Here is an 11,972-nt window from a genome sequence, read left to right as displayed (position 1 = left end):
GCGGGCGGCGCCCCGAAGGACACCGCCCGCTGCCGAAATCCCCGCCCCGGCGGGAACTACTTGCTGAGCTCGGCCGCCTCGCGCTCGGTGTCGCGGTCGGCCTTGCGGCGGATCGCCCACCAGCCGACGGTGAGCGCGGCCGCCACGATCGGGATGAGGAAGAGCGTCTTGCGGCCCACCTCGGCGTCCTTCCACATCAGGCCGAGCACGGCCAGCAGGAAGGCGATCGTGACGTACTGCGTGACGCCACTGCCGGGAAGGCGGAAGCTCGGCCTGGTCAGGTGGCCTTCCTTGGCCCTGCGGACGAAGGCGAGGTGGCAGACCATGATGCTGATCCAGGTGCCGATGATGCCGAGCGACGCCACGTTCAGGACGATCTCGAAGGCCTGGTCCGGGACCACGCGGTTCAGCGCGACGCCGAGGACACCCACCGAGGCGGTGAGCAGGATGCCGCCGTAGGGCACCTGGTTGCGGTTCATCTTCGCCGTGAACTTCGGGGCGGAGCCCGCCATCGCCATGGAGCGCAGGATGCGTCCTGTGGAGTACAGGCCGGAGTTCAGCGAGGACATGGCGGCGGTGAGGACGACGAAGTTCATCACGTCACCGGCGCCCGAGACGCCGATCTTGGAGAGCACGGTGACGAAGGGGCTCTCGTCGGCCGAGTAGACCGAGCCGGGGAGCAGCAGCGCGAGCAGCACGACCGAGCCGACGTAGAACACACCCACGCGCCACATGATCGAGTTCACCGCGCGCGGGACGACCTTCTGCGGGTCCTTGGTCTCACCCGCGGCGACACCGACCAGCTCCAGGGACGCGTACGCGAAGACGACGCCCTGGAGGACGATCACGACCGGCATCAGGCCGTTCGGCAGGAAGCCGCCGTGGTCGGTGATCATGTTCATGCCCGGCGTCTCGCCGCCCACCTTGTGCTGGGTGGAGACGAGGAAGATGCCGATGAACATGAAGGCGACGAGCGCCGCGACCTTGATGATCGCGAACCAGAACTCCATCTCGCCGAACCACTTCACGGAGATGAGGTTCACGGCGAGGACCACAGCGAGCGCGGCCAGCGCGAGCAGCCACTGCGGGATGTCCGTGAAGAAGCTCCAGTAGTGGGTGTAGAGCGCGATGGCCGTGATGTCGGCGATGCACGTCGTCGACCAGTTGAGGAAGTACATCCAGCCGGCGACGTAGGCGCCCTTCTCGCCCAGGAACTCACGGGCGTAACTGACGAAGGAGCCGGACGAGGGCCGGTAGAGGACCATCTCGCCGAGGGCGCGGACCACGAAGAACGCGATGATGCCGCACACGAGGTACGCGACGGCGAGCGCGGGGCCCGCCGAGTGGAGGCGGCCACCCGCCCCGAGGAACAGGCCGGTACCGATCGCGCCACCGATCGCGATCATGTTGACGTGGCGGCCCTTGAGGTCCTTGCTGTAACCGGCGTCGCCCGCGTCCGCGGGGGCGGCCTGGGACGCGGTGCGGGCGTCCGCGGCCGTGTCTACGGCGTCGTTGCTCACGTGGAAGATCCACTCTGTGGTGCCCGGAAGAGGTTCCGGGGTCCGGATGTGCTGCGGGCCCGCCACACCCCTGACGTGGGCGGACCAACGCGACACCTTCCCTCAGAGGCCCCTCCGGATGCGGTGGCACAGATCACATAGCGGCACTTCTCACATACCGGGCGCCGTCTGTACAGGCCTACGTCATGCGGTGTACAGGCCTTCGATGACGTCTGCGTACCTGTCCCTGATGACCCGGCGGCGCAGCTTCATGGACGGGGTCAGCTCCCCGGACTCCGGGCCCCATTCCCGGTCGAGCAGGCGGTACTTCTTGACCTGCTCGGTGCGGTTGAGGCGCGCGTTGGCGGCCTCCACGGCGCGGGCGATCTCGTCCTGCACGGCGGGGTGGCCGACCAGATCGGTGCCGTCGGTCTCTATCCCCCGGGCCGCGGCCCAGGCGGGTGCCATCTCCGCGTCCAGGACGAGCAGCGCCACCAGGTAGGAGCGGCCGTCGCCGTGGACCAGGGCCTGGCCGATCAGCGGGTGCTCCTTGAGGGTGTTCTCGACGAGCGCGGGCGCCACGTTCTTGCCCGTGGACGTCACGATGAGCTCTTTCTTGCGGTCGGTGATCCACAGGAAGCCGTCGTCGTCGAGGCGCCCGACGTCGCCGGTCGCGAACCAGCCGTCGGGGTCCCGCAGGCTGTCGACGCCGCCGTCGGCCCGCACGTAGCCCTCGCACACGAAGGGGCCGCGCACCAGGATCTCGCCGTCGTCGGCGACGCGTACCTCCATGCCCTCAAGGGGCCTGCCCACCGATCCGACCCTGAAGGCGTCGGGGCTGTTGGTGGTGACCACGCCCGTCGTCTCCGTGAGCCCCCACGCGTCCACGATCACCAGGCCGAAGCCCGCCCAGAACCGGGCCACGTCCACCGGCATCGGCGCCGCCGCGCTCCCCGTCCACAGCAGCTGGTCGAATCCGGCGAGCGTGAGCAGCGGGTCGAGCACCTGTTCCTTGGCCGCGCGGTACGCCGCTTCCAGGTCGGCGGGCGGCTCCTCGCCGCGCTCGCGGCAGTCGACGTGCGCGCGGGCCGTCTCGTTGGCGGCCTCGATGGCGCGCCGCCGCTCCTCGGGCAGCCCGGCGAGCGCCGCCTTCACCGCCGCGGCGAGCTTCTCCCACACGCGGGGCACGCCGAAGAACTGGCGTGGGTGCAACTCGCGTGCGGTGGCGGCCACTTGGGTCGGTTCGGCGCACAGGTAGACGTGGGAGGCGCGCAGTATCGGCAGATAGATGCCGAGCATGCGCTCGGCGATGTGCGCGAACGGCAGGTAGGAGATGTGGCCCACGTGCCGCGGGAAGTCGATCACGGAGTCCAGGGCCATGCCGTTGCCCACGACGTTGCGGTGGGACATGCGCACGCCCTTGGGCTCGCCGGTGGTGCCCGAGGTGTAGACGACGGTCAGCGGGTCCGTGGCGCGGTTCTCCCGCCAGGCCTTCTCGAAGGTGTCCGGGTTGAACAGGCGCGCGCCGGTGGCGTGCAGCGAGCCGTACGTGCGGTGCGCTCCCGCGGCGGCGGGGTCGACGACCACCAGGCGTTCGAGGGGCGCGGTCGCGTCGTCCAGGAGGGGCTCCCAGCGCGGGAGTTCGCGCTCGCCCTCGATGATCGCGAAGCGGGCGCGGCTGTGCCGGACGATGTGCGCGATCTGCTCGGGCGCGGAGCTGCCGTACACGGTGACGGGGACGGCGCCGAGGTGGGTGAGGGCGAGGTCGCTCAGCCAGTGCTCGGGGGTGTTGCGCATCATCATGAGGACGTGTTCGCCGCGGCGCACGCCGAGCGCGGCGTACCCGGCGGCGAGGACCGCGGTCTTGCGGCGCGCCTCGCCCCACGTGAGCGTGGTCCAGCCGTCGCCCTCGCGCCAGGAGAGCGCGGGCAGTTCGGCATGGTCCTCGGCGTTGCGGAGCAGCAGGGCGGGGAAGGTGATGTCGGCCGGGTCTGCGGGAAGTCGCAGGATCGTGGTCATGACCGCCTCCTGGCACCATCGGTTCGCGCGCGGCTACATGGTGTGACTGGCCCGGAGACTTTCACAACAGTGGTGGCACAGCAATACTGTTGCACCGCATTGCTGCACAGCGGGTGCACCGCATTGCCGCACAGCCGGGGAGGTGACGCGGAGCCATGACGACGGGCACGGAGCGGTCGACGGAAACGGACGACGACGCGACGTTCACGGTCGACGAGCTGGCCGCGCACGCGGGGGTCACGGTCCGCACGATCCGCTTCTACAGCACCAAGGGCCTGCTGCCGCCGCCGGTGATCGGCCCGCGCCGCGTGGGCCACTACGGCCAGGAGCATCTGTCCCGGCTCGCCCTCATCGAGGAGTTGCAGCACCAGGGCATGACGCTGGCCGCGATCGAGCGCTATCTGGAGCAGTTGCCGCCGGGCCTGAGCGCGCACGACCTGGCCATTCACCGCGCGGTGGTGGCCTCGTGGGCGCCGGAGGGCGCGGAGGACATGTCCCGCGCGGAGCTGGAGCGCCGGGCGGGGCGCGCGCTGTCCGGCGCGGACGTGGACCGGCTCGCGGCCATGGGGGTCGTCGCGTACGCCGAGAAGCCCGAAAACACAGAGAACCCCGAAGACACAGAGAACGCCGAGGACGCAGACCGCTACCGCGTGGACACCGGGCTGCTGCGGCTCGGCGTGCAGTTGCTCGGCGTACCGATCGCGCACGAGACGATCCTGGCCGCGCGCACGGTCCTGATGGAGCACACGCGCTCGGCGGCGCACGAGCTGTCCCGGCTGTTCCGGGACGAGGTGTTCGGGCCCTGCCGCGAGCGGGAGTCGGACCCGGAGCACGTCGCCGCGATGCGGTCGCTGTCGGCCCATATGCAGCCGCTGGTGGTGCAGGCGCTGGTGACAGCGTTCCAGCGGTCGCTCAAGGAAGAGCTGAGGGAGTGGCTCAAGGAGACCTGAGCCACTCCCCCGCGGACGTCTCCGGCGCGATCAGCCGTCGCTGAACTTCTCGCCCTTGTCGGCCTTCTCCACGAGCAGCGCGGGCGGCGTGAACCGCTCTCCGTAGCGCTCGGCGAGCTCACGCGCGCGGGCCACGAACCCGGGCAGCCCTCCTTCGTACCCGTTGATGTACTGAAGGACACCACCCGTCCACCCCGGGAAGCCGATCCCGAAGATGGAGCCGATGTTGGCGTCGGCGACCGACGTCAGGACGCCCTCCTCCAACAGCCGCACCGTGTCGAGCGCCTCGGAGAACAGCATCCGCTCCTGCATGTCCCGGAACGGGATCTCGTGCCCGGGCTTCCCGAAGTGCTCGCGCAGCCCCGGCCACAGCCGCGCGCGCTTGCCGTCCTCGCCGTACTCGTAGAAGCCCGCGCCGCCGCTGCGGCCGGTGCGGCCGAACTCGTCGACCATGCGGTCGATGACGGCCTCGGCGGGGTGGCCCGCCCAGGTGCCGCCGGCCTCCTCGATGGCGCGCTTGGACTCGTTGCGGATCTTGCGGGGCAGCGTGAGGGTCAGCTCGTCCATGAGGGAGAGGACCTTCGCGGGGTAGCCCGCCTGGGCCGCCGCCTGCTCGACCGACGCAGGCTCGACGCCCTCACCGACCATCGCGACGCCCTCGTTGATGAAGTGCCCGATGACACGCGAGGTGAAGAAGCCGCGCGAGTCGTTGACGACGATGGGCGTCTTGTTGATCTGGCGTACGAGGTCGAAGGCGCGGGCAAGCGCCTCCTCGCCGGTGCGCTCGCCCTTGATGATCTCCACGAGCGGCATCTTGTCGACGGGCGAGAAGAAGTGCAGGCCGATGAAGTCGACCGGCCGGGACACGCCCTCGGCGAGCGCGGTGATGGGCAGCGTCGAGGTGTTGGAGCACAGCAGCGCGTCCGGCTCGACGACGTCCTGGATCTCCTGGAACACCTTGTGCTTCAGGGCCGGGTCCTCGAAGACGGCCTCGATCACGGCGTCGCAGCCCGCGACGTCCCCGGGGTCGGCGGTCGGCGTGATGAGGGCGAGCAGCGCGTCCGCCTTCTCCTGCGTCGTACGGCCCCGCGATACGGCCTTGGCGCACAGCTTCTCCGAGTAGGCCTTGCCCTTCTGCGCGGCCTCGGCCGACACGTCCTTCAGGACGACCTCGATGCCCGCGCGGGCGCACGAGTAGGCGATGCCCGCGCCCATCATCCCGGCGCCGAGCACGGCGACCTTGCGGACGGTCTTCGGCTCGACGCCCTTGGGGCGGTTGGCGCCGGAGTTGACGGCCTGGAGGTCGAAGAAGAACGCCTGGATCATGTTCTTGGAGACCTGGCCGGTGACCAGCTCGGTGAAGTACCGGGCCTCGATGGTCAGCGCCGTCTCGAAGTCGACCTGCGAGCCCTCGACGGCGGCCGCGAGGATGTTGCGCGGCGCCGGGTAGGGGGCGCCCGCGAGCTGCTTCTTCAGGTTGGCGGGGAACGCGGGCAGGTTGGCGGCGAACTTCGGGTTCGCCGGGGTGCCGCCCGGGATGCGGTAGCCGGGGACGTCCCAGGGCTGCTGCGACTCGGGGTGGGCGTCGATGAAGGCGCGGGCCTTGGCCAGCATCTCCTCCTTCGTCGCCACCACCTCGTGCACGAGGCCGTTCTCCAGGGCGCGCTTCGGGCTGTACTGGGTGCCCTGGAGCAGCACCTTCAGGAGCGCGTCGGCGATGCCCATGAGGCGTACGGTGCGGGTGACGCCGCCGCCCGCGGGGAGCAGGCCCAGGGTGACCTCGGGCAGGCCGATCTTCGAGCCGGGCGCGTCGAGGGCGACGCGGTGGTGGCTGGCGAGGGCGATCTCGTAACCGCCGCCGAGCGCCGCGCCGTTGATGGCGGCGACGACGGGCTTGCCGAGGGTCTCGATGCGGCGCAGCGAGTTCTTGATGCCCGTGCCCGTCTCGAACGCCTGCCGGGCGTTCTCCGGGCCGACCTGGATCATCTCCTTGAGGTCGCCGCCCGCGAAGAAGGTCTTCTTGGCGGAGGTGTAGATGAACCCGCGGATCGCGTCCTTGTCCGCCTGCACGGCGGCCTCGGCGCGGTCGGCGATCGCGGCGATGGAGTCCTTGAACGCCTGGTTCATGGTGTTCGCGGACTGGTTGGGGTCGTCCAGGACGAGGGTGACGACACCGGTGTCGTCCTGTTCCCAGCGGATGGTGGTGCTTTCGGTCATGTCATGTCTCCGTGAAGTCTGGCGCGGGGGACGGCTGTTGGGGGAAGCGCGGCGAAGCCGCTGGCGCTACAGCCGTTCCACGATCGTGGCGATGCCCATCCCGCCGCCCACGCACAGCGTGGCCAACCCGTACCGGAGGTCCCTGCGCTCGAGTTCGTCGACGAGCGTGCCCAGGATCATCGCTCCGGTCGCGCCGAGGGGATGACCCAACGCGATCGCGCCGCCGTTGACGTTGACCTTGTCCAGGGACAGGCCCATGTCCTTGACGAAGCGCAGGACGACGGCCGCGAAGGCCTCGTTGATCTCGACGAGGTCGATGTCGTCGATGCTCAGTCCCGCCTTGGCGAGCGCCTTGCGGGTCGCGGGCGCCGGGCCGGTCAGCATGATCAGCGGCTCGGACCCGGAGACGGCCACGGAGACGATCCGGGCGCGCGGGGTGAGCCCGTAGCGCTCGCCGATCTCCTTGGTGCCGATGGCGACCAGCGAGGCGCCGTCGACGATGCCCGAGGAGTTGCCCGCGTGGTGGACGTGGTCGATCTCCTCGACCCAGTGGTACTTCTGCAGCGCCACGGCGTCGAAGCCGCCGAGGTCGCCGATGTCCTTGAAGGACGGCTTCAGCCGGGCGAGCGAGTCGGCGGTGGTGCCGGGGCGCAGGTGCTCGTCGTGGTCGAGGACGACGAGGCCGCTGCGGTCCTTGACCGGTACGACGGACCTCTCGAAGCGGCCTTCCTTCCAGGCCGCGGCGGCCCGCTCCTGGGAGAGGGCGGCGTACTCGTCGACGTCGCGCCGGCTGAAGCCCTCGATGGTGGCGATCAGGTCGGCGCCGATGCCCTGCGGCGCGAAGTTCGTGTCCCAGTTGGTCATGGGGTCGGCGAACCAGGCGCCGCCGTCGGAGGCCATCGGCACCCGCGACATCGACTCGACGCCGCCCGCGAGCACCAGGTCCTCCCAGCCCGAACGGACCTTCATCGCCGCGAGGTTGACCGCTTCCAGGCCCGAGGCACAGAAGCGGTTCTCCTGGACGCCCGCGACCGTGTCGGGGAGTCCGGCGGCGATGGCGGCGATCCGCGCGATGTCGGACCCCTGGTCGCCGACGGGACCGACCACACCGAGCACGATGTCGTCGATGGCGGCCGGGTCGAGGCCGGGGAAGCGGGCCTGGATCTCGTGGATCAGGCCGACGACGAGGTCGATCGGCTTGGTGCCGTGCAGGGCGCCATTGGCCTTGCCGCGTCCGCGCGGGGTGCGGATCGCGTCGTATACGTACGCTTCGGTGGTCACGCGTCAAGCCTTTCGAGGGTGTTCCGGGGGGATACGAGGGGTACCCCGGAAGGGTTGTCCGGGGCGGGTGCGGAGGAGGTCAGCCGAGGAGGGAACGGCCGATGATCTCCTTCATGATCTCGGTGGTGCCGCCGTAGATGGTCTGGATGCGGCCGTCGGTGAACGCCTTGGCCACGCGGTACTCGGTCATGTAGCCGTAGCCGCCGTGCAGTTGCAGACAGCGGTCGGCGACGCGCTTCTGGAGCTCGGTGGCCCACCACTTCGCCATCGACGCGTGGACCGCGTCGAGTGCCCCGTCCGAGTGATCGGCTATGCAGCGGTCGAGGAACGTGCGCGTGACGGCGCACTCGGTGGCCATCTCCGCGATCTCGAAGCGGATGTGCTGGAGCTTGGCCAGGGGGCGCCCGAAGGCCTCGCGCTCCTTGACGTACGCCGTGGTGATCTCAAGCAGATACTCGGCGGCGGCGATCCCGGCGACGGCGATGCCCATGCGCTCCTGCGCGAGGTTCGTCATCAGGTGCACGAACGCGCCGTCGAGCTCGCCGAGGAGGTTCTCCTTGGGCACGCGCACGTCGTTGAAGAACAGCTCGGCGGTGTCCTGGGCCTTCTGGCCGATCTTGTCGAGGTTGCGGCCCCGCTCGAAGCCCGCCGTGCCGCGCTCGACGACCAGGAGGGACAGGCCGTGGGCGCCGCCCTCCGGGGTGGTCTTGGCGACGACGATGACGAGGTCGGCGAGGATGCCGTTCGAGATGAACGTCTTGGAGCCGTTGAGCAGCCAGTGGTCGCCCTTGTCCTCGGCCGAGGTGCGGATGCCCTGGAGGTCGGAGCCCGCGCCCGGCTCGGTCATGGCGATCGCCGTGATGATCTCGCCGGAGCAGAAGCCGGGCAGCCAGCGGCGCTTCTGCTCGTCGGTGGCGAGGCCCGTCAGATACGGCCCGATGATGTCGTTGTGCAGGCCGACGGCGAGCCCTGAGGCGCCCGCGCGCGTGAACTCCTCGGCGAGCACGGCGGCGTAGCGGAAGTCGGTGTTCCCGCCGCCTCCGTACTCCTCGGGCACGGCGAGCCCGAGCAGCCCCTGCCGCCCGGCGGCGAGCCACGCGTCGCGGGAGACGACGCCGTCCTTCTCCCACTGGTCGTGGTGCGGAAGCACCTCCTTGGCGAGGAAGGTGCGCACGGTCTCGCGGAACGCGTCGTGCTCGGGGGCGAAGATCTGCCGCTTCATCTGTGTGTGGCCTCCTCGGCCCTAGAGCCAGCCCTTGACGGTTTCGATCAGCCCGGCCGGGTCGGGTCCCACCGGGATCACGTTGAGCATCGTGACGCCGGCGGCACGGAACACCTCGACGCGCTCGCGTACGTAACTCGCCGGGCCGCACAGCGACATCAGCTCGCAGAACTCGTCCGGAACGGCGGCCTCGGCCTCCTTCTTGCGGCCCGCGAGGTAGAGCTCCTGGATGCGCGCGGCCTCCTGCTCGTAGCCGTACGCGACCGCCAGGTCGTTGTAGAAGTTCTTGCCGACGGCGCCCATTCCGCCTACGTAGAGGGCGATCTGGGGCCGGGCCAGGTCGCGTGCGGCCGCCGCGTCGTCGCCGATGGCGAGCAGTCCGCCCGCGACGACCTGGAGCGGGCCGAGTGCCGGATCGCGCCGGGCGCGGCCCTCGGCGAGGGGCTTGCCCCACACCTCGTGCGCCTTCTCCGGCAGGAAGAGGGTGGGCAGCCAGCCGTCGGCGATCTCGGCGGTCATCGTGACGTTCGCGGGCCCCAAGGAGGCGACGTACAGCGGGACTTCGGCGCGCACTGGTTTGGTGAGGATCTTCAGGGGCTTGCCGAGCCCGCCGGGCCGCGGCATGTCGGTGATGCCGTGGTGGTCGATGACCTCGCGGCGCAGGATGCGGCGGGTCAGCTCGATCGCCTCGCGGGTGCGGCCGAGCGGCTTGTCGTACGCCTTGCCGTGCCAGCCCTCGACGACCTGCGGCCCGGACGCACCGAGGCCCATGATCGCGCGGCCGCCGGAGATGGCGTCGAGCCCCGCGGCGGTCTGCGCGATGAGGGCGGGGGTGCGCGAGTAGACGTTGAGGATTCCGGCGCCGATCTTCATGTGCTCGGTGCGGGCGGCCAGATAGCCCATGATCGTGGGCGAGTCGAAGCCGTACGCCTCCGCGACCCAGACGGCGTCCAGGCCCGCCCGTTCCAGGGCCGCGACGGCGTCGGCGGCCTCGCGCGGGTCTCCCGCGTAGGCGAGCGGGGTGGAGATCTCCATCAGGCGCCTTCCTGGGTGGGGTCGTGGGGGTTCTCGCCGGAGTGCGAGGGCGTGTCCGGGCCGAGCAGCGCCGATACGTCCCAGCCGCGGGCCACCTCGGCGGTGTCGGCGCCCGGCCGGGCGGGGCCGGTGCGTACGGAGGCGGGTGTCGCGGAGAAGCGGGGCGCGGGTGCGGGCTGGGTGATGCCGCCGTGGTCGGTGAAGGTGCCGCGGGCGGCGAGGTGCGGGTGGTGCGGGGCCTCGCGCAGCGAGAGGACGGGCGCCACGCACGCGTCGGAGCCTTCGAAGTGCGCCGTCCACTCCGCGCGGGTGCGCGTCTTGAAGCGGGCGGTCACGGCGTCGCGCAACTCGCCCCAGCGGGCGAGGTCCTTGCGGGCGGGGGCGATCTCACGCAGGCCGATGAGCTCGATGAACTCGTCGTAGAACTGCTGCTCAAGGGCGCCGACGGCCATGTACTGCCCGTCGGCCGTCTCGTAGGTGCCGTAGAACGGGCAGCCGCCGTCGAGGAGGTTGGCGCCCCTGCGGTCCTGCCAGCCGCCCGCCGCCACCATGCCATGGATCATCGCGGACAGATGCGAGGCGCCGTCCACGATGGCGGCGTCCACGACCTGTCCGGTGCCGGTCGCGTGGGCGTGGTGCAGCGCGGCGAGGACGCCGACGACCAGGTACAGCGAGCCGCCCGCGTAGTCCCCGACGAGGTTCGCCGGGACGGCGGGCGGCTGATCCGGACTGCCGATCATGCCGAGCGTTCCGGTCAGGGCGATGTACGCGATGTCGTGCCCGGCGCGCTGCGCGAGGGGGCCTTCCTGGCCCCAGCCGGTCATCCGGCCGTAGACGAGGCCAGGGTTGCGGGCGTGGCAGGCCTCCGGGCCGACGCCGAGCCGCTCGGCGACCCCCGGGCGGTAGCCCTCGATCAGCACGTCCGCCCGGTCGACCAGGGCGAGCACGCGGTCCGCGCCGTCAGCGGCCTTGAGGTCGACGACGACGCTGCGTTTGTTGCGGTTCGTGACGTCGTACGCGGGGTCGATGGCGAGGCCCGCACCGCCAGGGCGGTCGACGCGCACCACGTCCGCGCCCAGGTCGGCGAGCAGCATGGCGGCGAACGGGCCGGGCCCGATCCCCGCGAGCTCGACCACGCGCACCCCGGCCAGCGGCCCGTGAACGCCCTTGTCCGGCACTGCCATTGAGCCCCCAGCGCTGTGACACAACCGATGTAACACCAGTGATGCCAATGATGCTAAGAACGCGTTCCACTCCGCACAAGCCCCTGGCGAGCAAGCGCTTAGCCGGATTGGGGCGTGCCGCGCTCTTCCAGCTCGGTGACGCGCTTCTTCGGGGCGATCGTGCGGTAGCTCTCCTCCACCCAGTCGCACAGCAGGTCGGCCCGTGGGGCGCCCTTCTGCTCCAGGGGGATCTGGACCCAGCCGGACTTGCCCAGGCCGTACCCCGCGGGCTCGGCGCCTGGAGCGGTGAGGGCGTGCGCGTGCGCCGCCTCGTCGGTGAGCTTGACGGTGACGCCGAGCGGATAGCTGCCGTCGTCCACTCCGAGGAAGACGAACACCTTCTTGTGAATCTTCGCGACCGTCTCGCCCCAGGGGAACTCCTCGGTGGCGCCGGGCAGATCGAGGGCGAAGGCCCGCACCCGCTCCCACTTGGCAAGCGCGGCCCGGGAGGGCTTTTTCGGCTTGCGTCCCGGCTTCGGTCCCGCCTTGTCCGCGGCCTCGGGCATGGCACCTCCTCGGCACCTCG

At 70.7% G+C, this 11,972-nt stretch carries 9 protein-coding genes; 1 reads left to right on the top strand and 8 read right to left on the bottom strand.

Annotated features, from left to right (window positions below; genetic code table 11):
- Positions 1 to 56: 56 nt before the first annotated feature.
- Together IEY91_RS04870 and IEY91_RS04865 are read right to left on the bottom strand one after the other, a co-directional pair.
- Positions 57 to 1,520, bottom strand: a complete 1,464-nt coding sequence (locus IEY91_RS04870; protein WP_164318359.1) for an amino acid permease — start codon at positions 1,518 to 1,520, stop codon at positions 57 to 59.
- 183 nt (positions 1,521 to 1,703) lie between these two features.
- Positions 1,704 to 3,518 (bottom strand): AMP-dependent synthetase/ligase, encoded by a 1,815-nt coding sequence (locus tag IEY91_RS04865; RefSeq protein ID WP_189172989.1) that lies wholly within the window; start codon positions 3,516 to 3,518, stop codon positions 1,704 to 1,706.
- Positions 3,519 to 3,673: 155 nt separating this feature from the next.
- Between IEY91_RS04865 and IEY91_RS04860 the strand changes: the two genes are divergently transcribed.
- Positions 3,674 to 4,468 carry a MerR family transcriptional regulator gene (locus IEY91_RS04860; protein ID WP_189172988.1) on the top strand — a complete coding sequence of 265 codons (795 nt, stop codon included), beginning with the start codon at positions 3,674 to 3,676 and terminating at the stop codon, positions 4,466 to 4,468.
- Between the two features lie 30 nt (positions 4,469 to 4,498).
- On the opposite strand, the gene IEY91_RS04855 is transcribed toward IEY91_RS04860, so the two are convergent.
- The 6 genes from IEY91_RS04855 to IEY91_RS04830 all read right to left on the bottom strand — a co-directional run bounded on the left by IEY91_RS04855 (position 4,499) and on the right by IEY91_RS04830 (position 11,952).
- The gene (locus IEY91_RS04855) at positions 4,499 to 6,685 is read right to left on the bottom strand and encodes a 3-hydroxyacyl-CoA dehydrogenase NAD-binding domain-containing protein (protein WP_164318365.1); all 2,187 of its coding nucleotides are present in this window, start codon (positions 6,683 to 6,685) and stop codon (positions 4,499 to 4,501) included.
- A gap of 66 nt (positions 6,686 to 6,751) precedes the next feature.
- Positions 6,752 to 7,966, bottom strand: a complete 1,215-nt coding sequence (locus tag IEY91_RS04850) for an acetyl-CoA C-acetyltransferase (RefSeq protein WP_189172987.1) — start codon at positions 7,964 to 7,966, stop codon at positions 6,752 to 6,754.
- A gap of 79 nt (positions 7,967 to 8,045) precedes the next feature.
- Entirely contained in the window at positions 8,046 to 9,188 is a 1,143-nt protein-coding gene (locus tag IEY91_RS04845) for an acyl-CoA dehydrogenase family protein (RefSeq protein ID WP_164318369.1), read from the bottom strand.
- 21 nt (positions 9,189 to 9,209) lie between these two features.
- The gene (locus IEY91_RS04840) at positions 9,210 to 10,223 is read right to left on the bottom strand and encodes an LLM class F420-dependent oxidoreductase (RefSeq protein ID WP_189172986.1); all 1,014 of its coding nucleotides are present in this window, start codon (positions 10,221 to 10,223) and stop codon (positions 9,210 to 9,212) included.
- The gene (locus IEY91_RS04835; protein ID WP_189172985.1) at positions 10,223 to 11,407 is read right to left on the bottom strand and encodes a CaiB/BaiF CoA transferase family protein; all 1,185 of its coding nucleotides are present in this window, start codon (positions 11,405 to 11,407) and stop codon (positions 10,223 to 10,225) included. The genes IEY91_RS04840 and IEY91_RS04835 overlap by 1 nt, the downstream gene beginning before the upstream one ends.
- 98 nt (positions 11,408 to 11,505) lie before the next feature.
- The gene (locus tag IEY91_RS04830; RefSeq protein ID WP_164318375.1) at positions 11,506 to 11,952 is read right to left on the bottom strand and encodes an MmcQ/YjbR family DNA-binding protein; all 447 of its coding nucleotides are present in this window, start codon (positions 11,950 to 11,952) and stop codon (positions 11,506 to 11,508) included.
- Between the last annotated feature and the right edge of the window lie 20 nt (positions 11,953 to 11,972).

Origin of the sequence: Streptomyces lasiicapitis (genome assembly GCF_014646335.1) — a bacterium.
GTDB classification, from domain to species: Bacteria; Actinomycetota; Actinomycetes; order Streptomycetales; family Streptomycetaceae; genus Streptomyces; species Streptomyces lasiicapitis.
Note: the sequence above shows the minus strand (reverse complement) of the source record. Positions and strands in the feature narration are given on the sequence as shown.